Genomic DNA, 25,403 nt, shown 5'->3' on the forward strand with positions numbered 1-25,403 from the left:
GGTCGACGCCGACCGTCTCCCGGTGGTGCTGTTTCACGTGAAACAGCACCACCCGCACTTCCCCCGTTACCCACTCGCTGAATGCGACCTTTAGGAGTTCCCGTGTCCGACGCCATCATCACCGTGACCGACGAGACCTTCGACGCGGCGGTCCTCCAGAGCGAGAAGCCCGTTCTGGTCGACTTCTGGGCCCCCTGGTGCGGCCCGTGCAAGCAGGTCGCCCCGGTTCTGGAGGCGATCGCCGCCGAGTACGGTGACCAGCTCACCATCGCCAAGATCAACATAGACGAGAACCCGGAGATCCCGGCCAAGTACGCGGTCATCTCCATCCCGACGCTCAACGTGTACCAGGGCGGTGAGGTCGTGAAGACCATCGTCGGCGCCCGTCCCAAGGGCATGATCCTGCGCGACCTCGACGGCATCATCACGCTCTGAGGCAGCGCGCCCCGATCCGGGGCGAACGCGGGGAGGCGGGGTCCGCATGCGGACCCCGCCTCCCCGCGTTCTTCGGCGCCTCAGAACGGCCGCAGCGCCGGCTCCTTGCGCGCTCCCCCGAGCAGCCGCTCCAGCGCCCCCTCGACATCGCCCTTCCAGGAGAGCGTGGAACGGGCCTCCAGCCGCAGCCGGGGGTAGCGGTGGTGCGGGCGGACCGTCTTGAAGCCCACCGCCAGCAGATGGTCGGCCGGCAGCAGACAGGTCGGCTGGTCGACACCGGCCACCCCGAAGGCCTCGATCGCCCGGAAGCCGCGTCCCAGCAGGTCCTTCGCCACGGTCTGCACCAGCACCCGGCCCAGCCCCTGATGCTGGTGCCCGGGCAGCACCCGACTGATCATCAGCTGAACGGCGTCCGGCGAGACCGGGCTCGTCGGGAAGGACTGCGAGCGCGGCACATAGGCGGGCGGAGCGTAGAGCACGAACCCGGCCGGCTCCTCGTCCACATAGACGATCCGCCCGCAGGAGCCCCACTCCAGCAGCACGGCGGAGATCCAGCCCTCCTTCTCCAGCTCGGGCTTCCCCGCCTCGACCGCCTCCCGACCCCGCACCGGGTCAAGCTCCCAGAACACGCAGGAGCGGCAGGGCTCCGTCAGGTCGGCCAGGTTGTCCAGCGTCAGCGGGGCGATTCTGCGTCCCATCCACCACACCTCCTCGATCGGTTCCTACCCCGGGACCCCCACGCCCAAGGACCCATCCGTGAAAGCTCGGCACAGACAACTGTGGGTGCATGTTTCACGTGAAACATGCACCCACAGCGCTCGGCCTGGAAGCCCTCAGCTCGGGGAGAGCCGCAGCCCGTCGTCCCCCGGCGCCAGGCTGTCCAGGATCCGGTTGAGATCCTCGACCGACGCGAACTCCAGAACGACCTTGCCCTTGCCGAGCTTCCCGTTGCGCTGGGAGACCTCGACCTTGACCCGGGTGTCGAAGCGGTCGGAGAGCCGGCCGGCCAGATCGTTGAAGGCCGGGGAGAGCAGCTTGCCGGCCTTCGGGCCGACCGGGCGCTGCGGCCTCTCGTCCTGGTCCAGCAGTGCGACGATCTCCTCGGTGGTCCGCACCGAGAGGCCCTCCGCGATGATCCGCCGGGCCAGCTCGTCCTGCCGCTCGCCGTCCACGACGCCCAGCAGCGCCCGCGCGTGGCCGGCCGTCAGCACGCCCGCCGCGACCCGCCGCTGCACGGTGGCAGACAGCCGCAGCAACCGCAGCGTGTTGGAGACGTGCGAGCGCGAGCGCCCGATCCGGTCGGCCAGCTCGTCATGGGTGCAGGAGAAGTCGGTCAGCAGCTGCTCGTAGGCGTTCGCCTCCTCCAGCGGGTTCAGCTCCGCCCGGTGCAGGTTCTCCAGCAACGCGTCCAGCAGAAGCTTGTCGTCCTCGGTGGCCCGGACGATCGCGGGGATCTGCTCCAGGCCCGCCTCGCGGGAGGCCCGCCACCGGCGCTCACCCATGATCAGCTCGAACCGCTCGGGCCCGACCTGACGCACCACCACCGGCTGCAGCAGGCCCACCTCCTTGATGGAGGCGACCAGCTCGGCCAGCTTGTCCTCGTCGAAGACGTCCCGAGGCTGACGCGGGTTCGGCGTGATGCTGTCCAGCGGGAGTTCGGCGAAGCGCGCTCCCTCGACCGGCGCCAGCTCGGAGGCGGCCTCGACCGCCTCTCGGGCGCTCTCCGCCGCCTTGGCCGCGACCGTGCCGCGCCCCGAGGGCAGCACCGGCACCGCGCTGGGCGACACCGCCCCGGTGGGCAGCAGCGCGCCGGTGGGCAGGCCCGCCCCCACCTCAGCGGACCGCGCCGGAGCCATCGTCGCCGCCCCGCCCGCCGTCCCCGGCGCGCTGCCCGGCGGGATCAGCGCTCCAAGCCCTCGTCCCAGACCCCTGCGACCACTCACCGGTTGCCCTCCATCGTGCTGTGCTGTGCCATCGGCGCCGACTGCGCGCCGATCGTGTGCCGGTGCTTGCCCACCGCGCCGAGAGCGTCTGCGGCCGCCTGCTCCACCGCGCTGGGCGGAGTCTCCAGGCCCACCGCCCGCAGCGCCAGCTCGCGGGCGGCCTCCAGGTAGGAGAGCGCGCCGGTGGAGCCCGGGTCGTAGGTGAGCACGGTCTGACCGTAACTCGGTGCCTCGGAGATCCGGACCGAGCGCGGGATGGCGGTGCGCAACACCTCCGCGGCGAAGTGGTTGCGCACCTCCTCCGCGACCTGGGCGGCCAGCCTGGTCCGGGCGTCGTACATGGTGAGCAGAATGGTCGAGACGTGCAGCGTGGGGTTCAGGTGCGCCCGCACCAGCTCGACGTTGCGCAGCAGCTGTCCCAGGCCCTCCAGTGCGTAGTACTCGCACTGGATCGGGATCAGCACCTCCTGGCCGGCCACCAGCGCGTTGACCGTCAACAGGCCGAGCGAGGGCGGACAGTCGATCAGGATGTAGTCGAGCGGCTGCTCGTAGGCGGCGATCGCCCGCTGCAGCCGGCTCTCCCGGGCCACCAGCGAGACCAGCTCGATCTCCGCGCCGGCCAGGTCGATGGTGGCCGGGACGCAGAACAGCCCCTCGACGTCCACCACCGGCTGGACCACGTCGGCCATCGGCTTGCCCTCGACCAGGACGTCGTAGATCGACGGCACCTCGGCGTGGTGGTCGATGCCCAAGGCGGTGGAGGCGTTGCCCTGCGGGTCGAGGTCGATCACCAGGACACGCAGGCCGTGCAGGGCCAGCGAGGCCGCCATGTTCACGGTGCTGGTGGTCTTCCCCACCCCGCCCTTCTGGTTGGCCACCACGATCACGCGGGTCGCCGGCGGCCGCGGCAGTCCCTCGCCCGCCCTCCCCATGGCACGGACGGCGGCCTGCGCCGCCCTCCCGATGGGGGTGTCATCGATCTGGCCGATGGTCTCCGAGTCCTGCATGGGGGTCAGTGTTTCACGTGAAACCGGAGCGGCAACAGTCACCGCCCGGCTGCGACCAAGGATTCCGGAAAGCAGGGAGCGACGTTTCACGTGAAACACGATGCCCGCTATGTCGCAAATCTGACGGTGCGACACTCCGAACACAACAAGAGGCCCGGGTCGCGGCATGCGACCCGGGCCTCCTCGTCAGGCGTTCTCAGCGTCGGCGACGTCCGGCAGCCCGGCCGCCGTCGGCCGGGCGGGCCACCCGGCCCGCCCTGGCCGCCTTGGCCCGCCGGGTCGCCGCCTTGACGCCGCCCGGGCTCTCGCCGACCTTCACCTGCACCACTCGGGTCGCGGCACCGAGCGCGCTCTCCCCCACCGGGATCACCGCCCACTCCACCGCACCCAGCCTGCTGAGCGCCGCGCGCGAGTCGGCGAGCTCCTGCTCGGCGCTGTCGCCCTTGAGCGCCAGCATCTGCCCGTACGGGCGCAGCAGCGGCAGCCCCCAGCCGGCCAACCGGTCCAGCGGCGCCACCGCCCGCGCGGTGACGATCTCCACCGCGATCTTGCCGATCATCTCCTCGGCCCGCCCCCGCAGCACGGTGACGTTCTCCAGACCCAGCTCCCGCACGACCTCCTCCAGGAAGGTGGTGCGCCGCAGCAGCGGCTCCAGCAGCGTCACCGAGACGTCCGGACGCGCCAGCGCCACCGGGATCCCGGGCAGGCCGGCGCCCGACCCGACATCGCACAGCGTGGCACCGGGCGGGAGCAGCTCGGCCAGCACCGCGCAGTTGAGCACGTGGCGGTCCCAGAGCCGCGGCACCTCGCGCGGCCCGATCAGCCCGCGCTGAACCCCCGAGGTCGCCAGCAGCTCGGCGTAGCGCTCCGCAGCCGAGAACTGCTCACCGAAGATCTCCCGGGCCGCCTGCGGTGCCTCGGAGAGCCCCTCCGGCACACCCTCGGCCGCCGCACTGTCCGTCGCCATCTCAGCTTCTCCGCTCACCGTCTCCACCGACCCGCCTTCAGCACCGTTTCACGTGAAACATCCCCCGCCAACTCGGACCCGCCCCAGGAACGACGACCCCGCCCGCACGAAGCGGACGGGGTCGGTCGAGGGCTGAGCCCGCAGACGGTTCTCAATCCGCCAGAACGACAACGCAGCGCTGGGGCTCCTCGCCCTCCGACTCGCTGCGCAGTCCGGCCGCGGCCACGGCGTCGTGAACGACCTTGCGCTCGAACGGGGTCATCGGCCGAAGCTTGACCGGCTCGCCGGTGCTCTTCGCCTGCTCCGCCGCCTGGGCGCCCAGCTCCGCCAGCTCGGTGCGCTTGCGCGCCCGGAAGCCCGCGATGTCCAGCATCAGCCGGCTGCGCTCCCCGGTCTCGCGGTGCACGGCCAGCCGAGTCAGCTCCTGGAGCGCCTCCAGGACCTCGCCGTCCTGCCCGACCAGCCGCAGCAGCGTCCGGTCGTCGCCGTCACCCACGATGGACACCAGGGCACGATCGCCCTCCACATCCATGTCGATGTCGCCGTCGAGGTCGGCGATGTCCAGCAGGCCTTCCAGGTAGTCGGCCGCGATCTCGCCCTCCTGCTCCAGACCAGCGAGCAGGTTGTCGGCCGAGTCGGCGACATCGACGGCATCGACGCTCTGGCCGGCATCGACGGCGGAGGTGGTGCCTTCCGTCACGGGAGGGACTCCTTCGGAGATGGGGCCCAGAGGTACGGGCCGAGAACGAAGATCAGGGAGAGGTCCGGATCAGCAGCCCGGGCTCAGCGGATCAGGACTTCTTCTTCGGCCGCTGACCGCTCTGCGGCTGACCGCCCTGCTGGGGGCCCCGCTTCGCCGATCCGCTGCCCTGCTTGGCCGCCGGGCGCTTGGTGCCGGACGAGGACGCGGTCTTGCCCGCTCCCTGCGCCGAGGGCACGGCGTCCTCGGGAGCCTCGTCCTGCGGTTCCTCGTCCTTGGACAGGCCGACCTTGGCGCCGGTGTGCACCTGCTGGCGCTGCGACTTGGTCTGCTTGCGCGGCTGCTGGCGACGGACCTGCACCGACTCCGCGACGGCGGCCGCGGCCTGCTGCTGCGCAGCGGCCTTGCCCCCGCCGAAGAGGCCGAACACGCCGGCGCCCTTGATCACGGTGCCGTCCGGGTTCAACCGGCCGGCCGCCTTCAGGCGGGCCTGACGCTCGTCCCAGGCCTTGCTGCCCGGCGTCGGGTTGTTGTGGATGACGACCAGCTGCTGACCCATCGACCAGACGTTGGTGGTCAGCCAGTAGACCAGCACACCGACCGGGAAGTTGATGCCCATGATCGCGAACATGAACGGGAAGACGTACATCAGCATCTTCTGCTGCTGCATGAACGGCGTCTTGACCGTGAGGTCCATGTTCTTGGTCATCAGCTGGCGCTGGGTGATGAACTGCGACAGCGACATCAGGACGATCATCACGCCCGTGACGACCTTGACGCTGACCTCGCCGCTGTTCACGAAGGTCGCCGACAGCGGCGCACCGAAGATGTGCGCGCTGTGGGCACTGGCCAGCACGCTGCCCTTGATGACGCCGATCGGCTGGTTGTGCGCGACATGGCTCAGCACGCCGTAGAGAGCCGTGAAGAACGGCATCTGCACCAGGATCGGAAGGCAGCTCGAGAAGGGGTTGGTACCCGCCTCCTTGTAGAGCTTCATCATCTCTTCGGACTGGCGCTGCTTGTCGTTCTTGTAGCGCTCCTGGATGGCCTTCATCTTCGGCTGGATAGCCTGCATGGCCCGGGTCGACTTGATCTGCTTCACGAAGAGCGGGATCAGGCAGATCCGGATCACAACGACCATCGAGGCGATGGCCAGACCCCAGGCCCAACCGCTGTCGGCCGGGAAGACGTGGCTGTACAGCGAGTGGAACTGGACGATGATCCAGGACACAGCGGTGTACAGGGGATTCAGGAAGGACCAGGTCACCGGTCAGACTCCTTGGGCATTGGGCTTGGTCGTCAGGCTTGCGGACATCGGGCCTACCGACGTCTGACCAGCAGCCGTCGAGCCTGTGGTGACCGGTTCGTCGGACGGGGAGCCTGCGGGCTCCGGGCGCACGGCGGTGCCGGTCCTGGGCTGCACCAGGGCGCGGAGCCGCTGGTGCCAAACGGGACGCTTGCGCGGCGGTACGTGGTCCACACCGCCGGGGGACCAGGGGTTGCAGCGCAGGATGCGCCACGCGGTGAGAGCACTGCCCTTCACGGCGCCGTGCACCCGCACGGCGTCGTACCCGTAGTGCGAGCACGACGGGTAATAACGACAGACCGGACCGAGCAGTGGACTGATCGTCCACTGGTAGGCCCTGATCAGTCCCATCAGCAGGTACTTCATCGCCCTGATCCTGTCGCCGGGACCCCTGAGGGGCCGGGCTCCGTGCGGAGCAACCGCCGAAGCGCCGCATCCAGGTCATGTTCAAGATCCAGGTACGAAGCCGCCCCAGCCGGGGGCAACGCGCGTACCACTATCAGGCTACCTGCGGGAAACTGCGCCAGACGGTCCCGGACAAGGTGACGCAGGCGACGCTTCACGACGTTGCGCACCACGGCCGGTCCGACCGCCTTGCTCACGACGAAACCCGCACGCGCCGAGGGTGTCCCCTCGGCGACGTGCGGGTGGGAGTCGCTGTCCCCGGCGACCTGCGCCGCAGGCTCGTCCTCTCGTCTGAGATGGACGACCAGAAGCGGCCGGCCGGCCCGGCGTCCGCGTTTGACCGCGGTCGCGAAGTCCTGGCGCCGCCGCAGCCGATTCTCGGGGGGCAGCACTGGAGACCCTGGACGCGGATCAGGCGGAGATGTTGGTGCGGCCCTTGGCACGGCGGGTCGCCAGGATGGCGCGGCCGGCGCGGGTACGCATCCGCAGCCGGAAGCCGTGGGTCTTGGCGCGACGACGGTTGTTCGGCTGGAAGGTGCGCTTGCTCACTCGGGGGCTCCTGGGGTGAATCGTAGGATGACGAATCGCAGCTTGGCCGTCACCGTGCGTCCGCGTGATCTCCCCTTCAGGACTGGGAAATCCGACCCGAAACCCCAGGTCTGCTGGGGTAAGAGGCAATCCACGGCGCCCGTGCTGCGCGCCTTCTGGAAGCGGGGTGACCCGCGGACATGCGGCAGCGGCCATCGACAACTCGACCTGGTTACGGTACGCGGGACGAGGGTCGAGGGTCAAACCGGCTTCGTTCGGAGAGTCCCGGCGGGACTCCCACAGGGCGCTCGTACACAGCCTGTGGACAACAACTTGTATCAGCTCTGTCCGCTGACTACCGTTGCAGGACTTGTCTGGTTTGTTCATCCACCCGAACAGACACCCGATCCTGACCCAGGACCTCCCCGTTCGGGGGAACGAGAAAGCGTGCACCAGTGGCTGATGTCAACAGCGATCTCGCCCCCGCCTGGGCGAAGGTCGTCGAGCGGCTGGTCAACGACACCTCGGTCGGTGACAAGGACAAACTCTGGGTGCAGCGCACCCAGCCGATGTGGATGATGCACGACACCGCCCTGCTGGCGGCACCCAACGAGTGGGCCAAGCAGGTGCTGGAGGGCAGGCTGCTGCCGCAGCTGACCGACGGCCTGAGCCAGCAGTTCGGCCGCCCGGTACGGATCGCCGTCATGGTGGACGCCAACGCAGCGCCGCCGAGCCCCTCCCCCGCTGCCGCGGCCGAGCCCCCTGCGGCGCAGCCGGAGCCGGTCGACGAGCCGTCCGGATGGACCGCCGGCCCCGCCGAGGGGTACCCGCAGCAGTCCGCCCCGACGTTCGGGCGCGGCCGGTACGACACCGCCGGCTACGACCAGCGGCCCGCGCCCTACGCCGAGCGACCCGAGCAGGCCGAGCGGCCGGAGAGCGCCGAGCGTTCCGAGTGGAGCGGTCAGGGCGAGAGCTGGGAGCGCCAGGGCGGCTACCCGGCGCGGCCCTACCAGGAGCAGCAGTACCCCGAGCCCCAGCAGTACGGCGACCAGCCGTACCAGGACCGCCCCTACCAGGAGCGGCCGCCGCAGTACGGCGAGCCGCACCAGTACCGGCAGTGGACCGGGCGGGAGAGCGAGAACCTCCAGGAGCAGCCCCCCGAGCAGCACCCGGGCGGCGGGCCCCAGCAGTCCCCCCAGCTCTCCCCCGGGCAGCGGCCCGGGCCCGGCGACCCGGCGCAGGGCGACCTGTTCGGCGGCGCGTACGACTCGACCGGCGAGGAGCGGGCCAGGTCCGGCCTGCGTCAGCCGCCGGGTGCGGGCCAGCGCGGCCAGCTGGGCGGTCGGCCCACCGGTAACGCGCCGCAGGACCGCGGTCAGCTGATGCCCGAGCCCGGCCGGCCCGGCGGTGTGCCGGCGATTCGCCCGGGCGCCGAGGTGGACCGCCCCGGTGCGCCGAACCTGCCCGAGCGGGTAGCCGACCGCACCCCGGTGCCCGGCGTGCCCGCGCCGCCCGGCGCACCTCCGGCCGGCGGCTCGCGCAAGGACGAGCCGGCCGCCCGCCTCAACCCCAAGTACCTCTTCGACACCTTCGTCATCGGCGCCAGCAACCGCTTCGCGCACGCGGCGGCGGTCGCGGTCGCCGAGGCCCCCGCCAAGGCGTACAACCCGCTGTTCATCTACGGCGAGTCGGGCCTGGGCAAGACCCACCTGCTGCACGCCATCGGGCACTACTCGCGCAGCCTCTTCCCCGGAACGCGGGTGCGGTACGTGAGCTCGGAGGAGTTCACCAACGAGTTCATCAACTCGATCCGGGACGGCAAGGCGGACGCGTTCCGCAAGCGCTACCGGGACATGGACATCCTGCTGGTCGACGACATCCAGTTCCTGGCGAGCAAGGAGTCGACGCAGGAGGAGTTCTTCCACACGTTCAACACCCTGCACAACGCCAACAAGCAGATCGTGCTCTCCTCGGACCGGCCGCCCAAGCAGCTGATCACCCTGGAGGACCGGCTCCGCAACCGCTTCGAGTGGGGGCTGATCACCGACGTCACCCCGCCGGAGCTGGAGACCCGGATCGCGATCCTGCGCAAGAAGGCGATCCAGGAACAACTCAATGCCCCGGCCGACGTGTTGGAGTTCATCGCCTCCCGAATCACCCGGAACATCCGGGAGTTGGAGGGCGCGCTGATCCGGGTCACCGCCTTCGCCAATCTCAACCGGGCCCCCGTGGACCTGGAGTTGGCCGGCATCGTGCTGAAGGACCTCATCCCCGGTGGGGGCGAGGACGCCGGTCCGGAGATCACCGCGCAGGTCATCATGCAGCAGACCGCCGCGTACTTCGGGCTGAGCGTGGAGGACCTCTGCGGATCCTCGCGCAGTCGGGTGCTGGTGACGGCCCGCCAGATCGCGATGTACCTCTGCCGGGAACTGACCGACCTCTCGCTGCCGAAGATCGGCGCGCAGTTCGGCGGCCGCGACCACACCACCGTGATGCACGCGGACCGCAAGATCCGCTCGCTGATGGCCGAGCGCCGGTCCATCTACAACCAGGTCACCGAGCTGACCAACCGCATCAAGAGCTAGCCCAGGGCGGCCTGTTGGGGCCTTCGCAGGGGTACCGGGACCGAACCGTCCGGGTACCCCTTTTCGGCGTTCCCCGGCGGGTGTGAATCCCGCCGGGGCGGGGAATGCTCGGGACAGTTGACGCTCCGCCAGTCTCCGCCGTCTCCGGCCGCTTTCGTACATCCGTGCATGGAATCGAACAGTGTGAGCCGAACGGCCGACTGTCCACAGGAACGGGTGCTTTTCCCCGTCCACAGTGTGGAGAGCCCGGAGTTATCCCGAATTCCTCCACAGGCACCCTGCCGTTACGCTCTTCGGCGCAGGTCAGCCCCCTGTGGACTTGTGCACAACAGTTATCCACAGGGTGTGGACAGTTGGTGGCCCGTCAGACCGCCCGCAGGGTTGTCCACTGGCTGTCCCCAGGCTGGGGCAGGTTATCCCCAGGTTCTCCACAGCGGTATCCACTGTTCGACAACGTGCAGGCTCTGTTCATCACCAGGTGTGAAAGCCGTCACGAGATGTTGACCGTGGCCCGTGGATAACCCGTCCATGATCTGGGGACGGCGCTGGGGATAACCTGTGGATACCCAACGTGCCCTGTGGGTAACGCTCCGTTGTCCACAGTGGCACCTGGTTATCCACCGGCTGCGTCCACACCCACTGTGGACAAAAAACAGGGTCTGACCTGCGGAAACGGGGTTATCCACGGTATCCACAGCCCCTACTACTACCACTACACCTATAGACCAGTTGACTCGGAAAACAGTGGGGCGGGCCGAAATCTGTGGACAACCCGGGACCGACATTTGTTCGGCTTGCTTCCGCCCGTCTGCCCCGTCTGTCCGTGGAGTAGGTCAGACTGTCCTTCGGCACCTGGAACCAGCGTGGCTCGCCCCGCTGACAAGTGCCGGTCAGACGATCAAGATCAGAAGCGACAGCAGGATCCAGGAGGCGGTTACCGGTGAAGTTCCGGGTGGAGCGTGACGTCCTCGCGGAGGCGGTGGCCTGGGCAGCCCGCAGCCTCCCGGCGAGGCCGCCGGTGCCGGTGCTGGCCGGCCTGCTGCTGACGGCGCAGGAGGGCTCCCTGGCCCTCTCCGGTTTCGACTACGAGGTCTCGGCCCGGGTCGAGCTGGAGGCGGACGTCGAGGAGTCGGGCACCGTGCTGGTCTCCGGCCGGCTGCTCAACGACATCTCGCGCAACCTTCCCAACAGGCCTGTGGAGATCTCCACCGACGGCCAGCGGGTCAGCGTGGTCTGCGGCACCTCGCGGTTCACCCTGCCGACCCTGCCCGTCGACGAGTACCCCGCCCTGCCGCAGATGCCCACCGCGACCGGCACGGTCTCCGGTGAGGTCTTCGCCTCGGCGGTCAGCCAGGCCGCGGTGGCCGCCGGCCGCGACGACACCCTCCCGGTGCTCACCGGCGTCCGGGTCGAGATCGAGGGCGACCGGATCACCCTGGCCGCCACCGACCGCTACCGCTTCGCCGTCCGCGAGCTGCTCTGGAAGCCCGAGCAGCCGGACATCTCGGCGGTCGCGCTGGTCCCGGCCAAGACCCTGCAGGACATCGCCAAGTCGCTGGGCAGCGGCGACACGGTCTCCATCGCGCTCGCCTCGGGCGGTGCGGGCGAGGGCCTGATCGGCTTCGAGGGCGCCGGCCGGCGGACCACCACCCGCCTGCTGGAGGGCGAGTTCCCGAAGTTCCGCAGCCTCTTCCCGACCGAGTTCAACGCGATCGCCGCGATCCAGACCCAGCCGTTCCTGGAGGCGCTCAAGCGCGTCTCGCTGGTCGCCGAGCGCAACACCCCGGTCCGGCTCAACTTCGAGCAGGGCGTGCTGACCCTGGAGGCCGGCTCGGGCGACGACGCCCAGGCCACCGAGCGGATCGACGCGGACCTGGAAGGCGACGACATCTCGATCGCCTTCAACCCGGGCTACCTGGAGGAGGGCCTGAAGGCCATCGACTCCGCCTACGCCCAGCTGGCCTTCACCACCTCCACCAAGCCGGCCCTGCTCAGCGGCAAGGCCGCGGTGGACTCCGAGGCGGACGAGGCCTACCAGTACCTGATCATGCCGGTGCGGCTCTCCGGCTGAGGCCGCGACTCGACGCAGCGCGGGGTGTCCACAGGCTGGGAGCAGCCTGTGGACACCCCGCGGCGTAGGCTCTCCAGGCGCGGCAACGGCGCCGCCGTCAGGCACGACACCACCAGGTAAGGACTTGTCATGGAGCTCGGCCTCATCGGTCTCGGCAAGATGGGCGGCAACATGCGTGAGCGCATCCGCCGCGCCGGCCACACCGTCATCGGCTACGACCGCAACCCCGACCTTGCCGACGTCGCCGGCCTGCAGGAGCTCGTGACCCGGCTTCAGGGCCCGCGCGTGGTCTGGGTGATGGTCCCGGCCGGTGCGCCGACCCAGGCGACCGTGGAGGAGCTGGCCGAGCTGCTCTCCCCCGGCGACGTGGTCGTCGACGGCGGCAACTCCCGCTGGACGGACGACATCAAGCACGCCGAGCTGCTGGCCGCCAAGGGCATCGGCTTCGTCGACTGCGGCGTCTCCGGCGGCGTCTGGGGCCTGCAGAACGGCTACGCGCTGATGTACGGCGGCGCGGCTGAGGACGTGGCGAAGGTCCAGCCGATCCTGGACGCCCTCAAGCCCGAGGGCGACTTCGGCGCGGTGCACGCGGGCAGGGTCGGCGCCGGCCACTTCGCGAAGATGGTCCACAACGGCATCGAGTACGCGATGATGCAGGCCTTCGCCGAGGGCTGGGAGCTGCTGGAGGCCGTCCCCGAGGTCACCGACGTGCGCGAGGTCTTCCGCAGCTGGCAGGAAGGCACCGTCATCAAGTCCTGGCTGCTCGACCTCTCGGTCCGGGCGCTGGACGACGACGAGCACCTGGAGAAGCTCAAGGGCTGGGCCGCCGACTCCGGCGAGGGCCGCTGGACGGTGGAGGCCGCGATCGACCACGCGGTGCCGCTGCCGGCCATCACCGCCTCGCTCTTCGCCCGGTTCTCCTCCCGCCAGGACGACTCCCCGCAGATGAAGATGATCGCCGCGCTGCGCAACCAGTTCGGCGGCCACGCGGTCGAGTCCAAGTAACGATCCCCGGATCCCCGCAGAAGGCGAGCGCAGTCCACACCCATGCATGTCGCGCATCTGTCGCTCGCCGACTTCCGTTCGTACGCCCGGGTCGAGGTGCCCCTCGACCCGGGCGTCTCGGCGTTCGTGGGGCCCAACGGCCAGGGCAAGACGAACCTGGTCGAGGCGATCGGCTACGTCTCCACGCTGGGCAGCCACCGGGTGGCCACCGACGCGCCGCTGATCCGGCTGGGCGCGGAGCGGGCGGTGGTCCGCTGCTCGGTGGCCGACCGGGCCAGGACCACCCTGGTGGAGCTGGAGATCACCGCGGGCAAGGCCAACCGGGCCCGGATCAACCGCTCGGACAACGTCCGGCCCAAGGACGTGCTCGGCCTGCTGCGGACCGTCCTGTTCGCCCCCGAGGACCTGTCGCTGGTCAAGGGCGACCCGGGTGAGCGCCGGCGGTTCCTGGACGAGCTGCTGACCGCCCGTGCTCCGCGGCTGGCGGGCGTCCGGCAGGACTACGAGCGGGTCCTCAAGCAGCGCAACGCGCTGCTCAAGACCGCGGCCATGGCCCGCCGGGCCGGTGGCGGCAAGGGTGCCGACCTCTCCACCCTGGAGGTCTGGGACGGCCACCTGGCGCGGGCCGGCGCCGAGCTGACGGCCTTCCGGGTCCGGCTGGTGGACGCGCTGCAGCCGCTGGTGGCGCAGGCGTACGAGCAGCTCGCGCCGGGCGGCGGGCCGACTCTGCTGGAGTACCGGTCCTCCTTCGAGGGCGCCCTGCCGGGCAGCCGCGAGGAGGCCTACCAGCAGCTGCTGGAGGCCCTTCAGGCCGCCCGCAAGCAGGAGACCGAGCGCGGGCTGACCCTGGTGGGACCGCACCGCGACGAACTCGGGCTCAAGCTCGGCGCGCTGCCGGCCAAGGGCTACGCGAGCCACGGGGAGTCCTGGTCGTACGCGCTGGCGCTGCGGCTGGCCTCGTACGAGCTGCTGCGTGCGGACGGCGGCGAGCCGGTGCTGATCCTGGACGACGTCTTCGCCGAGCTGGACGCCCGGCGCCGCGACCGGCTGGCCGAGCTGGTGGCCGGCGGCGAGCAGGTGCTGGTGACCGCGGCGGTGCCCGAGGACGTGCCGAAGGCGCTGCACGGCGCGCGGTACGCGGTGGCCGGCGGCGCCGTCGACCGGCTCTGAGAGCCGGTGTCCGCGGGCGCGCGGGGAACCTCGTACGCTGGTCTGTCCACAGCCTGGGGAAGGAGCGCACCGCGATGAGCAAGGAATCCGAGCTGTCCGGGGTCGATCTGGCCCGGGTGGCGCTGCGGGCGGCGAAGGAGCAGGCCAGGCAGCGCGGCGAGCAGGTCCGCGAGAAGCGCGAGGCCAAGCGGCACGGGTTGCGCAGCGGTGCGCGGGCCGACGGGCGGGACCCGGTGCCGCTGGGGGCGGCGCTGAACCGGCTGATCACCGAGCGGGGCTGGGAGGCACCCGCCGCGGTGGGCGGGGTGATGGGCCGCTGGGCGCAGATCGTCGGTCCGGACATCTCGGCGCACTGCGCTCCGGAGCACTTCGCGGAGGCCGATGCGGTGCTGACGGTGCGTTGCGATTCCACCGCCTGGGCAACCCAACTCCGTTTGCTGGCACGCCAGTTGGTGGCACGTCTGAACCACGAGCTGGGCCACGGCACGGTCCGGGTGATCAAGGTGCTCGGACCGGCCGCGCCGCAGCGCGGGTACGGGCGGCTGCGCGCACCGGGCAGCCGCGGTCCGGGCGACACCTTCGGCTGACCCCGGTCCCGATCGGGACCGGGAGGGCCTTGACGGAAGGCCGTCCTCCGGAACCGCTGACGGCCCTTTTGAGGCCGCTGAGCCCCCTGGGCGAGTATCGGGACATGTGCGGAGGGGATTCAGAGCGGCACATCCGCCTTCAGAGCCTGCCAAACGCCCATCTCTGTCGGTCGTACCGGTAGACTGAAAGCCAAACACTGCCGCTTGCGGTAACAGAGTCGAACGCCGAGGTCGCACGCTCGCCCGTCCACCGGGTGGGGATGCGGCCCGTGCTGTGCCAGAGAGGGCGCTTCGTGGCCGATTCCGGCGATTCCAGCCAGTCCCCAGTCCCCACCGACCCGGCCACCCCGGCCGCCCCAGCTGATCCGGTGGCGTACGACGCCAGCGCGATCCAGGTCCTGGAGGGGCTGGACGCGGTCCGCAAGCGCCCCGGTATGTACATCGGCTCCACCGGCGAGCGCGGTCTGCACCACCTGGTGCAGGAGGTCGTGGACAACTCCGTCGACGAGGCCATGGCGGGCCACGCCGACACCATCGCGGTGACGATCCTGGCCGACGGCGCGGTGCGCGTGGTCGACAACGGCCGCGGCATCCCGGTGGGCATCGTCCCCGGCCAGGACAAGCCGGCCGTCGAGGTCGTGCTGACGGTGCTGCACGCGGGCGGCAAGTTCGGCGGCGGCGGCTACGCCGTCTCCGGCGGTCTGCACGGCGTCGGCGTCTCGGTGGTCAACGCGCTCTCCACCCGGCTGGCGATCGAGATCCACACCGAGGGCTCGCGCTGGACCCAGGAGTACAAGCAGGGCGTCCCGACCGCGCCGCTGGCCAAGCACGAGGCCACCGACCGAACCGGCACCAGCGTCACGTTCTGGGCCGACGGCGACATCTTCGAGACCACCGTCTACTCCTTCGAGACGCTCTCCCGCCGGTTCCAGGAGATGGCCTTCCTCAACAAGGGCCTGACCATCTCGCTGACCGACGAGCGCGAGGAGCACGTCGACGACGAGGGCAAGCCGCTCTCCGTGACGTACCACTACGAGGGCGGCATCGCCGACTTCGTGACCCACCTCAACTCCCGCAAGGGCGAGGTGATCCACCCCTCCGTCATCGACTTCGAGGCGGAGGACAAGGACAAGACGATCTCGGTGGAGATCGCGATGCAGTGGAACGCCTCCTACACCGAGGGCGTCTACAGCTTCGCCAACACCATCCACACGCACGGCGGCGGTACCCACGAAGAGGGCTTCCGGGCGGCGCTGACCGGCCTGGTGAACCGCTACGCGCGGGACAAGAAGCTGCTCCGCGAGAAGGACGAGAACCTCTCCGGCGAGGACATCCGCGAGGGTCTGACCGCGATCATCTCGGTCAAGCTGGGCGAGCCGCAGTTCGAGGGCCAGACCAAGGACAAGCTCGGCAACACCGAGGCGAAGACCTTCGTCCAGAAGGTGGTGCACGAGCAGCTGAACGACTGGCTGGACCGCCACCCGGTGGAGGCCGCGGACATCATCCGCAAGTCGATCAACTCGGCCACGGCCCGGATGGCGGCCCGCAAGGCGCGCGACCTGACGCGCCGCAAGGGCCTGCTGGAGAGCGCCTCGCTGCCCGGCAAGCTGAGCGACTGCCAGTCCAAGGACCCGTCCGAGTGCGAGATCTTCATCGTCGAGGGCGACTCGGCCGGCGGCTCGGCCAAGCAGGGCCGTGACCCGCGCACCCAGGCCATCCTGCCGATCCGCGGCAAGATCCTGAACGTCGAGAAGGCCCGGATCGACAAGGTGCTGCAGAACACCGAGGTCCAGGCGCTGATCTCGGCCTTCGGCTGCGGCATCCAGGAGGACTACGACGAGTCCAAGCTCCGCTATCACAAGATCGTCCTGATGGCGGACGCCGACGTCGACGGGCAGCACATCCGCACCCTGCTGCTCACCCTGCTGTTCCGCTTCATGCGGCCGCTGGTGGAGTCCGGGTACGTGTACCTGGCGATGCCGCCGCTGTACAAGATCAAGTGGGGCCGGGACGACTTCGACTACGTCTACTCCGACCGGGAGAAGGACTCCGTGATCGCCGCCGGCGCCGCGGCCGGCCGCCGGCTGCCCAAGGACGACTCGATCCAGCGCTTCAAGGGTCTGGGCGAGATGAACGCCGAGGAGCTGCGGATCACCACCATGGACCAGGCGCACCGGCTGCTGCAGCAGATCACCCTGGAGGACGCGGCCCGTGCCGACGACCTCTTCTCGGTCCTGATGGGCGAGGACGTCGAGGCCCGCCGGTCCTTCATCCAGCGCAACGCCAAGGACGTCCGCTTCCTGGACGTGTGACGGGCTCTCACGACCCCGTCCGTACGTACCAGTCACGCGTGAAAGGAAACTGACCACCAGTGGTCGACGACAACCGTCCCGACGGCGAGCAGCCGGACAGCACCTCCACCGACGTCTTCGTCTCCCGGGTCGAGCCGATCGAGCTCGAAACCGAGATGCAGCGCTCCTACCTCGACTACGCGATGAGCGTGATCGTCAGCCGGGCGCTCCCCGAGGTCCGCGACGGCCTCAAGCCGGTGCACCGCCGGGTGCTCTACGCGATGTACGACGGCGGATACCGGCCCGAGAAGGGCTACTACAAGTGCGCCCGCGTGGTCGGCGACGTGATGGGCAACTACCACCCGCACGGCGACACCTCGATCTACGACACGGTGGTCCGCCTGGCCCAGCCGTGGTCGCTGCGGATGCCGCTGGTGGACGGCAACGGCAACTTCGGTTCCCCGGGCAACGACCCGGCCGCCGCCATGCGGTACACCGAGTGCAAGCTGATGCCGCTGGCCATGGAGATGATGCGCGACATCGACGAGGAGACCGTCGACTTCGCCGCCAACTACGACGGCCGCTCGCAGGAGCCGACCGTCCTGCCCTCGCGGATCCCCAACCTGCTGGTCAACGGTGCCACCGGCATCGCGGTCGGCATGGCCACCAACATCCCGCCGCACAACCTGCGCGAGGTCGCGTCGGGCGCGCTCTGGGCGCTGGAGCACCCCGAGGCCTCCAACGAGGAGCTGCTGGAAGCCCTGATCGAGCGGATCAAGGCGCCGGACTTCCCGACCGGCGCGCTGATCGTGGGCCGCCGCGGCATCGAGGACGCCTACCGGACCGGCCGCGGCTCGATCACCATGCGCGCGGTGGTGGAGGTCGAGGAGATCCAGGGCCGCCAGTGCCTGGTGATCACCGAGCTGCCGTACCAGGTGAACCCGGACAACCTGGCGCTGAAGATCGCCGACCTGGTGAAGGACGGCCGGGTGGCCGGCATCGCCGACGTCCGCGACGAGTCCTCCTCGCGCACCGGGCAGCGCCTGGTCGTCGTGCTCAAGCGCGACGCGGTCGCCAAGGTGGTGCTGAACAACCTCTACAAGCACACCGACCTGCAGACCAACTTCGGCGCCAACATGCTGGCGCTGGTGGACGGCGTGCCGCGCACGCTGTCGATCGACGCGTTCATCCGGCACTGGGTGAACCACCAGGTCGAGGTCATCGTCCGGCGCACTCGCTTCCGGCTGCGCAAGGCCGAGGAGCGCGCCCACATCCTGCGGGCGCTGCTCAAGGCGCTCGACATGATCGACGAGGTGATCGCGCTGATCCGGGCCTCGGACAGCGCCGACGCCGCCCGCAGCGGCCTGATGAACCTGCTCAGCATCGACGAGCTGCAGGCCAACGCGATCCTCGAGATGCAGCTGCGCCGACTGGCCGCCCTGGAGCGCCAGCGGATCATGGACGAGCACGACGAGCTGCAGCGCAAGATCGACGAGTACAACGCGATCCTGGCCTCGCCGTCCCGTCAGCGCGAGATCATCTCCGAGGAGCTGGCCGCGATCGTCGAGAAGTACGGCGACGAGCGGCGCTCCACGCTGATCCCCTTCGACGGCGACATGTCCGTCGAGGACCTGATCGCGGAGGAGGACATCGTCGTCACGATCACCCGTGGCGGCTACGTCAAGCGCACCCGCTCCGACCTCTACCGCTCGCAGAAGCGCGGCGGCAAGGGGGTGCGCGGGGCCCAGCTGAAGCAGGACGACCTCGTCGACCACTTCTTCGTGACCACCACGCACAACTGGATCCTGTTCTTCACCAACAAGGGCCGGGTCTACCGGGCCAAGGGCTACGAGCTGCCGGACGCCGGCCGCGACGCCCGCGGCCAGCACGTGGCCAACCTGCTGGCGTTCCAGCCGGAGGAGCACATCACCCAGGTGATGGCGGTGCGCACCTACGCCGACGCGCCCTACCTGGTGCTGGCCACGCGTGAGGGTTTGGTTAAAAAATCCCCGCTCAAGGACTACGACTCGCCGCGCTCCGGCGGCCTGATCGCGATCAACCTGCGGCAGGACGAGAACGGCCGCGACGACGAGCTGATCGGCGCCGAGCTGGTCTCCGCCGAGGACGACCTGCTGCTGGTCTCGCGCAAGGCGCAGTCGATTCGCTTCACCGCGACCGACGAGGCGCTGCGGCCGATGAGCCGGGCGACCTCCGGCGTCAAGGGCATGGCGTTCCGCGAGGACGACGAGCTGCTGTCGATGAACGTGGTCCGTCCGGGGACGTTCGTGTTCACGGCCACCGACGGCGGATATGCCAAGCGCACTCCGGTGGACGAGTACCGTGTTCAGGGACGCGGTGGCTTCGGCACCAAGGCGGCCAAGATCGTCGAGGGTCGTGGCTCGCTGGTCGGGGCGCTGGTCGTGGACGAGACCGACGAGATCATGGCCATCACACTTTCGGGTGGTGTGATCCGTACAAGGGTTTCGGGAGTTCGTGAAACCGGACGTGACACGATGGGCGTCCAACTGATCAACCTCGGAAAGCGCGACGCGGTGGTGGGCATGGCCCGCAACGCGGAGGCGGAGGACGAGGACATCATTGAGGACGTTGCTCAGGACGCTCCTCAGGACCAGGACGGTTCGGGTTCGGCCGAGCCGACCGACGAGAGCGCCCAGGCGCCCTCCGACGCCGGCGACCAGGCCTGATCCACGTTCGGTTGGTCGGCGGCCCCCGGGATCCCCGGGGGCGCCGGCCTCCCGGTTTCGGGCCTGCCGGCCTGATGCTGGACAGTGGAGTGACGACCAGGGCGCAGATCGCGGCACTGGCGGGGAACAACGGGAGGACCAGAGTGAGTGGGACCACGGGTGCTGCGGGAGGTGCCGCGCCGGGCGGTGCGCCGTACGGGAGTGTGCCGCAGCCGCCGGCGGAGCACCCCGCGGCGTCCACCTCACTGATGTCCGCGGTGGGCGGAGGCGGCGGCTACGGCGCGCCGCAGCCGCCGACCCAGCCGCCGGGCGGGCCGGCTGCGGGGGGTTTCTCGACGCCGACCACCTACACCAAGGGGCAGCCGACGCCGCCCCGCGGGACCAGGACGAACGGCGGAGCGCCCGCGGCGACCCCCACGACCCCCGGCGCCCGCCGCCCGAGCACGCCGCCGCAGGCCGCCCCCAGCGGGCTGGCCGGGCGCACCCGCAAGGCTCGGCTGCGGATCACCAAGGCCGACCCGTGGTCGGTGATGAAGGTCAGCTTCCTGCTGTCGGTGGCGATCGGCATCATCCTGATCGTGGCCTCCGCCGTGCTGTGGGAGACGCTGGACTCGCTGGGCGTCTTCAGCTCGCTGGGCAAGACGCTCAAGGAGGTCACCGGCTCGGGCACCGACGGCTCCAGCGGCGGCCTCAACATCATGGACTACATCGGCTTCGGCACGGTGCTGACCTACACCTCGCTGATCGCGGTGGTGGACGTGGTGCTGCTGACCGCGCTGTCGACCCTGGCGGCGTTCATCTACAACACCGCGGCCGGCTTCACCGGCGGCATCGAACTGACGCTGGCCGAAGAGGACTGACGCGGCGTCAACTTTCTCATCTTTTCCGCGGAACCGCGGAATGCACGGGCCCCACCGGCTGTTCGATCGGTGGGGCCCGTTGGCATTCGGGTGACTGGCGTGATGGCCCGGCGTGCCGCCGGGGGAGTGCGCCGGTTACCCGCTTGGCTGGTCGGACCTGCACGGCTACTGGTACGGCTCAGGGGGCAGAGTCGGAGCGACGGCTGCCCACCAGGTTGCTTGGAGGTTCGCGCGATGGCACAGATCGCTCAGCAGCTCGTCGGTTCGTTGGAGGGGCTGCTCGGTACCCGGCTCCCGTTCCGCGTCCGGGCTTGGGACGGCAGTACGGCTGGTCCGGCAGGTGCGCCGCAGCTGGTGCTGCGCAACCGCCGCGCGCTGCGCCGGCTGGTCTGGTCGCCGGGTGAGCTGGGATTGGTGCGGGCCTACGTCTCGGGGGACCTCGACTTCGGCCCCGACACCGGCCTGTACGAGGTGCTGGCCGAGTTCGCACACTTCGTCGAGCGGCCGGAGGTGCGGGAGTTGCAGCTGGGCGTCGCCGAGCTGGCCGACCCCGGTACCCGGCGCGCCGTACGGGCGCTGCTGGCCGCCGCCGTGCGGGCCGGGGCGTTCGGCCCGCAGCCCCCCGCGCCGCCGGAGGAGGCCCGTCCCGCCGGCCGGGTGCACAGCCGGGGCCGGGACCGGGCCGTGATCAGCCACCACTACGACGTCGGCAACGACTTCTACCGCCTGGTGCTCGGCTCCTCCCTGGTGTACTCCTGCGCCTACTGGACACCGGAGGGCAAGAGCCTGGAGGACGCCCAGGAGGCCAAGCTCGACCTGATCTGCCGCAAGCTGGGCCTGAAGCCGGGGATGCGGCTGCTGGACGTCGGCTGCGGCTGGGGCTCGCTGGTGCTGCACGCGGCCCGGCACTACGGGGTGCACGCGGTGGGCGTCAGCATCTCCGCCGAGCAGGTCGCGCTGGCCACCCAGCGGGTCGCTGACGCGGGCCTGTCCGACCGGGTGGAGATCCGCCTTCAGGACTACCGGGAGATCCCGGACGGCCCCTACGACGCGATCTCCAGCGTCGGGATGGCCGAGCACGTCGGCAGCGAGCAGTACCGCACCTACGCCACCGGCCTGTACGGACTGCTCCGCCCCGGCGGCCGGCTGCTGAACCATCAGATCGCCCGGCGCCCCAGCAAGCCCGGCGAGCCGTACGTCACGAGCCCGTTCATCTCCCGCTACGTCTTCCCCGACGGTGAGCTGGCGCCGGTCGGCAGCACCGTCTCGCTGCTGGAGGAGGCGGGCTTCGAGGTCCGGGACGTCGAGTCGCTGCGCGAGCACTACGCGCTGACCCTGCGGGACTGGGTGTCCAACCTGGAGGCGCACTGGTCGGAGGCGGTCGGCTTGGTGGGCGTCGGCCGGGCGCGGGTCTGGCGGCTCTACATGGCCGCCTCGGCACTGGCCTTCGAGGAGAACCGGATCGGCGTGAACCAGGTGCTCGCGGTCCGCACCACGCCCGCCGGAGGCAGCGCCCTGCCGCCCACCCGCGACCAGTGGCTGGCCGGCGCGAGCGAGGCCGCAGAGCCGGCGAACACCCCTGAGCTGCGCGTTGCGATCGGTGGGCCGGGAGGTGCGGCGGACCCGGATTTGGGAGATCGGCCGGGGGTCCGCTAATCTTTGAGTGCGGCAAGGGCCTATAGCTCAGACGGTTAGAGCGCTTCCCTGATAAGGAAGAGGCCACAGGTTCAAGTCCTGTTAGGCCCACCTGCGAGAACGCCCCGCCTCCCGGTTCCGGGAGGCGGGGCGTTTCTGTCTCCCCAGCACCGCAGGGCGGGCGGCCGGCGCGACGCGCGGCGTCAATCCGTCGTCAGGGTCAGCCGGTTGGGGCACTGCTGGCCGGTCTCGAACAGGACACAGGTGTGTATCATCGGCCGCATGGTGGTTCGTCCATTCGACCGCCGGTTCGTACTTGTACATCCGAGGACTCGCAGTCCTGGCCGTGCGGCCGGGATCCTTCTGCCGAGCCCGCCCATTTGCTAGAAGGACGAGGTCCCGCGGTGAAGAAGCTCCTCCTGGTCGCCCTGGTCGCCCTCGGCGGCTTCTTTGTCTACCGTCAGGTCCAGGCCGACCGTGCCGAGCAGGACCTGTGGACCGAGGCCACCGACCCGATCCCGGCCGGTCGCTGAGATTTCGGGTACGGACGGCGGGAGGCCCGGTCGGGTCTCCCGGTCCGGTCCGCTCCCGCTGCTGCCGGGATACCTGCTGAAGATTTTCCGCAGGACCCGGTACGCTATTGCCTGACGGCGCCCGCCGCTCCGTCGAGGGGCTTTAGCTCAGTTGGTAGAGCGCTGCCTTTGCAAGGCAGATGTCAGGAGTTCGAGTCTCCTAAGCTCCACAGCACCGAAACAGGGGCTGACCTGCGAAAACAGGTCAGCCCCTTTCGTTTGCCCAGGCGGAATTACAGCACCGTGTCAGCACGGACCTGGGTACGTTCATCCCATGGCATCCATTCGCGTTCGCGAACGCAAAGACGGCGGCACCACGTACACAGTCACCTGGCGTGACGGCGGGGGCCGGAACGACCCGCAGCAGGACGAGAAGTTCGACGATGACACCAGCGCCGAGCGCTTCCGCGACCTGGTGAACGGGTTCGGCCAGCACTGGCCGCCCGGCTGGGTGAAGGGCAAGGGCTTCGTGGAGGAGGAGCCGGCCGAGCCCGAGATAGACCCCGCCCACATGTTCGAGGCGTTCGCGCTCGCGTACGTCGACCTGCTGACGGGCGTTCAGGGCGACACGAAGGCGAAGTACCGGAAGCTGATCCGGAACAATATGGTCCCGTGGTTCCGAGACTTCTCCGTCGCGGACGGCGAGCTGTCGCTCACCAGTGACCCCATCAAGCTGTGGGTCAACGACCTCGAAAACGGCCGCTGGGGGCCGCACCGGCCCGAAGGGGCCAGGGCGCGCCGCAAGTACAAGGCGAAGACCATCCGGGACAACCACGGGCTTCTGAGCGGCATCCTCGGGTCCGCCGTCTTGAAGGAGCTGCGGGCGACCAACCCGTGCCAACTCACCCGGTTGCCCCGCGCCGACGACTCCGACAGCGATGAGATGTGCTTCTTGGAGCACTGGGAGTACGGACTTATCCACAGTCGCCTTGTGGATATCTCTGTGGACGCCGCCGACATGGTGGAGCTGGCCGCCGGCACGGGGATGCGCTGGGGCGAGATCACCGCGCTACAGCCCCGGGACCTGGTGCGGCGAGGAGGACGCCCCGCGCTGCGTGTCCAGAGGGCCTGGAAGTACGACGAGGATGGCGGGCGGTACATGGGCCCGCCGAAGACCCGGAAGTCGCGCAGGACCCTCGTTCTGACCCCGCGTCTGCACGACATCCTCAGGCAGCGGGTGAAGGGCAAGGGGAAGGAAGATCTTCTGTTCACCGCACCCATGGGCGGCGCGTGGCAGCCGGCCACCTTCCGGCGGGACTACTGGCTACCGGCCATCGAGGCGGCGCGCGAGAACGGACTCACGAAGACCCCGCGCTTCCATGATATTCGTCACACCCACGCCGCCTGGTTGATCGCCGCCAAGCTCCCGCTCCCGGCGATCCAGGCCAGGTTGGGCCATGAGTCCATCCAGACCACCGTGGACCGCTACGGACATCTGCTCGACATCCTCGACGCCGAGGTCATCGCTGCGGTGGACCACGCGCTCACACAGGCCCGCGTCGTGTACACCGGTGACGTTGCCGAACCGAGCCGCGAAGATCTGGCAGCCGCGGCCTAGACGGGAACGAGGGCGCCCCCGGACCGATCACCGGTCCGGGGGCGCCCTCGCGTGGTCAGGCCGCAGCGTTCCCACACGCAGGGGGCAGGTCGAGTGCGCCGCCCTTGATCAGCTGGTCGACATGAGGCACCAACAGCTGAGCCGCTCGGCGGGCGGTGAGCGCGTTCTCACGCTTCCACCGCCGGATCTGGTCCACGAGGGGCGTCAGCCGGTCTCCCGGCACGACCCTCGGGTCGCTGACGAGGATCAACTCGTCAGCTATCGCCACCAGCAGGAGCGGAGCCCCGTGATCGAGTTCCGTCTGCTCGTGGGTGACACTGTCCACGCCCGTTCCCCCTCTTTCCTGCGGCATCGACGCCGTCGGTGCCGCGCCGTCCGCCGACGACCGATCGAACGTACACCCGAACGTGATCGCCGTGACGTCCGACACCTCCGTGAGCTTCACGTCATCCGTTGAGCATTCAATCAGGCCGGGCCGTCGGCGCCCCGGTTCCTGCGCAACTTCTCGATCACGGCTCTGACCTGCGGCAAATCCTGTGGATCCAACGTGGTCAGATGCGCGACGATGGCCTGTACGTCATCCGGATACCCGGACAGCTCCGTTGCGCGGTAGTCCAGGTACTGGGCCGCTGCGGCACGCTGTACCTCGACCAGGGGGCGTCGAAGCCCGGCGGCGAGTGCCCGCAATGCCTGCGGCTCGGGCGCCCGCCCCACCTTGTTCTGGCCCAGCTTGTGTAGCCAGGTGGTTCCCGGGGTGTAGCCGGTCTCCGGGTCGATGGTTATCTCGGTCAGCCGGCGGAGTGATTGCCCCGGCTCGTCCAGAAACGCGCGCACCATCCGCGACAGCGCGTCACTGGCGGCGCCACCTTCTGTGGCTGACATCTTCTCTCCTATTCGCACGCTTCCCCCCGCTTGGCCTCGGAGGTACTGACGGCTTCGCCGGAACCGTGCCCGGCGTCCGCGATCGCGAACGAGGCTACATGGCAAAGGTTTGGTTTTCATGCCGAACGCCTTTGCATGCCACCTCGTGCCAGTGGCGTCCATTAAATGTTCGCGTTCGCGAACGCGTGCGA

23 protein-coding genes and 2 tRNA genes are annotated in these 25,403 nt (G+C 69.7%); 14 read left to right on the forward strand and 11 right to left on the reverse strand.

The genetic code is table 11. The features are described 5' to 3' along the window. The first annotated feature begins 102 nt into the window (after positions 1–102). Positions 103–435: a thioredoxin gene (trxA, locus tag P3T37_RS19885; protein WP_280725077.1), complete on the forward strand. Its 333-nt coding sequence runs from the start codon at positions 103–105 to the stop codon at positions 433–435. Positions 436–515: 80 nt separating this feature from the next. Here the strand turns inward: trxA and P3T37_RS19890 are convergent, their stop codons facing one another. From P3T37_RS19890 to rpmH, 9 genes are all read right to left on the reverse strand, one after another. Continuing rightward, entirely contained in the window at positions 516–1,133 is a 618-nt protein-coding gene (locus P3T37_RS19890; RefSeq protein WP_280725078.1) for a GNAT family N-acetyltransferase, read from the reverse strand. A gap of 135 nt (positions 1,134–1,268) precedes the next feature. Continuing rightward, positions 1,269–2,378, reverse strand: coding sequence for a ParB/RepB/Spo0J family partition protein (locus P3T37_RS19895; protein ID WP_280725079.1), 1,110 nt, complete (start codon positions 2,376–2,378; stop codon positions 1,269–1,271). After that, entirely contained in the window at positions 2,375–3,358 is a 984-nt protein-coding gene (locus P3T37_RS19900) for a ParA family protein (RefSeq protein WP_280725205.1), read from the reverse strand. The genes P3T37_RS19895 and P3T37_RS19900 overlap by 4 nt, the downstream gene beginning before the upstream one ends. A 223-nt stretch (positions 3,359–3,581) precedes the next feature. Next, positions 3,582–4,352: a 16S rRNA (guanine(527)-N(7))-methyltransferase RsmG gene (gene rsmG, locus P3T37_RS19905; RefSeq protein ID WP_280725080.1), complete on the reverse strand. Its 771-nt coding sequence runs from the start codon at positions 4,350–4,352 to the stop codon at positions 3,582–3,584. Positions 4,353–4,503: 151 nt separating this feature from the next. After that, positions 4,504–4,974, reverse strand: a complete 471-nt coding sequence (locus P3T37_RS19910; protein ID WP_280725206.1) for a R3H domain-containing nucleic acid-binding protein — start codon at positions 4,972–4,974, stop codon at positions 4,504–4,506. Positions 4,975–5,143: 169 nt separating this feature from the next. Continuing rightward, the gene (gene yidC / locus P3T37_RS19915; protein WP_280725081.1) at positions 5,144–6,319 is read right to left on the reverse strand and encodes a membrane protein insertase YidC; all 1,176 of its coding nucleotides are present in this window, start codon (positions 6,317–6,319) and stop codon (positions 5,144–5,146) included. Positions 6,320–6,322: 3 nt separating this feature from the next. After that, a complete protein-coding gene (gene yidD / locus P3T37_RS19920; RefSeq protein ID WP_280725082.1) occupies positions 6,323–6,724 on the reverse strand; it encodes a membrane protein insertion efficiency factor YidD in 402 nt (133 codons plus the stop codon). Then, positions 6,721–7,155, reverse strand: a complete 435-nt coding sequence (gene rnpA, locus P3T37_RS19925) for a ribonuclease P protein component (protein WP_280725083.1) — start codon at positions 7,153–7,155, stop codon at positions 6,721–6,723. The genes yidD and rnpA overlap by 4 nt, the downstream gene beginning before the upstream one ends. A gap of 19 nt (positions 7,156–7,174) precedes the next feature. Next, positions 7,175–7,312 carry a 50S ribosomal protein L34 gene (gene rpmH, locus P3T37_RS19930; RefSeq protein WP_035799375.1) on the reverse strand — a complete coding sequence of 46 codons (138 nt, stop codon included), beginning with the start codon at positions 7,310–7,312 and terminating at the stop codon, positions 7,175–7,177. Between the two features lie 434 nt (positions 7,313–7,746). Here rpmH and dnaA point away from each other — a divergent pair, with 434 nt between their 5' ends. From dnaA to P3T37_RS19995, 13 genes are all read left to right on the forward strand, one after another. Then, a complete protein-coding gene (gene dnaA, locus P3T37_RS19935) occupies positions 7,747–9,876 on the forward strand; it encodes a chromosomal replication initiator protein DnaA (protein ID WP_280725084.1) in 2,130 nt (709 codons plus the stop codon). Positions 9,877–10,816: 940 nt separating this feature from the next. Further along, complete coding sequence (gene dnaN / locus P3T37_RS19940; protein ID WP_280725085.1) at positions 10,817–11,947, forward strand: DNA polymerase III subunit beta; 1,131 nt, start codon at positions 10,817–10,819, stop codon at positions 11,945–11,947. Between the two features lie 129 nt (positions 11,948–12,076). Beyond that, a complete protein-coding gene (gnd, locus tag P3T37_RS19945) occupies positions 12,077–12,952 on the forward strand; it encodes a phosphogluconate dehydrogenase (NAD(+)-dependent, decarboxylating) (protein ID WP_280725086.1) in 876 nt (291 codons plus the stop codon). Between the two features lie 42 nt (positions 12,953–12,994). Further along, the gene (recF, locus tag P3T37_RS19950) at positions 12,995–14,122 is read left to right on the forward strand and encodes a DNA replication/repair protein RecF (protein ID WP_280725087.1); all 1,128 of its coding nucleotides are present in this window, start codon (positions 12,995–12,997) and stop codon (positions 14,120–14,122) included. Positions 14,123–14,196: 74 nt separating this feature from the next. After that, on the forward strand, positions 14,197–14,709 hold the full coding sequence (locus tag P3T37_RS19955) for a DciA family protein (protein ID WP_280725088.1): 513 nt from the start codon (positions 14,197–14,199) through the stop codon (positions 14,707–14,709). 269 nt (positions 14,710–14,978) lie between these two features. Then, on the forward strand, positions 14,979–17,021 hold the full coding sequence (gene gyrB, locus P3T37_RS19960) for a DNA topoisomerase (ATP-hydrolyzing) subunit B (RefSeq protein ID WP_280725089.1): 2,043 nt from the start codon (positions 14,979–14,981) through the stop codon (positions 17,019–17,021). Between the two features lie 59 nt (positions 17,022–17,080). After that, positions 17,081–19,705, forward strand: a complete 2,625-nt coding sequence (gyrA, locus tag P3T37_RS19965; RefSeq protein ID WP_280725090.1) for a DNA gyrase subunit A — start codon at positions 17,081–17,083, stop codon at positions 19,703–19,705. A gap of 143 nt (positions 19,706–19,848) precedes the next feature. Then, positions 19,849–20,565, forward strand: a complete 717-nt coding sequence (locus P3T37_RS19970) for a DUF3566 domain-containing protein (RefSeq protein ID WP_280725091.1) — start codon at positions 19,849–19,851, stop codon at positions 20,563–20,565. Between the two features lie 234 nt (positions 20,566–20,799). Continuing rightward, positions 20,800–22,221 (forward strand): cyclopropane-fatty-acyl-phospholipid synthase family protein, encoded by a 1,422-nt coding sequence (locus P3T37_RS19975; protein ID WP_280725092.1) that lies wholly within the window; start codon positions 20,800–20,802, stop codon positions 22,219–22,221. Positions 22,222–22,237: 16 nt separating this feature from the next. Continuing rightward, positions 22,238–22,311: transfer RNA gene (locus P3T37_RS19980), tRNA-Ile, on the forward strand. 293 nt (positions 22,312–22,604) lie between these two features. Continuing rightward, positions 22,605–22,733 (forward strand): DLW-39 family protein, encoded by a 129-nt coding sequence (locus P3T37_RS19985; protein ID WP_211786189.1) that lies wholly within the window; start codon positions 22,605–22,607, stop codon positions 22,731–22,733. Between the two features lie 136 nt (positions 22,734–22,869). Beyond that, a tRNA-Ala gene (locus tag P3T37_RS19990) sits at positions 22,870–22,942 on the forward strand. 104 nt (positions 22,943–23,046) lie between these two features. Then, the gene (locus P3T37_RS19995; protein ID WP_280725093.1) at positions 23,047–24,330 is read left to right on the forward strand and encodes a site-specific integrase; all 1,284 of its coding nucleotides are present in this window, start codon (positions 23,047–23,049) and stop codon (positions 24,328–24,330) included. 55 nt (positions 24,331–24,385) lie between these two features. On the opposite strand, the gene P3T37_RS20000 is transcribed toward P3T37_RS19995, so the two are convergent. Then, positions 24,386–24,775, reverse strand: a complete 390-nt coding sequence (locus P3T37_RS20000; RefSeq protein WP_280725094.1) for a hypothetical protein — start codon at positions 24,773–24,775, stop codon at positions 24,386–24,388. A gap of 20 nt (positions 24,776–24,795) precedes the next feature. Next, complete coding sequence (locus tag P3T37_RS20005; RefSeq protein ID WP_280725095.1) at positions 24,796–25,212, reverse strand: hypothetical protein; 417 nt, start codon at positions 25,210–25,212, stop codon at positions 24,796–24,798. Positions 25,213–25,403: the final 191 nt, after the last annotated feature.

This window comes from Kitasatospora sp. MAA4, assembly GCF_029893355.1.
Taxonomy (GTDB): Bacteria; Actinomycetota; Actinomycetes; order Streptomycetales; family Streptomycetaceae; genus Kitasatospora.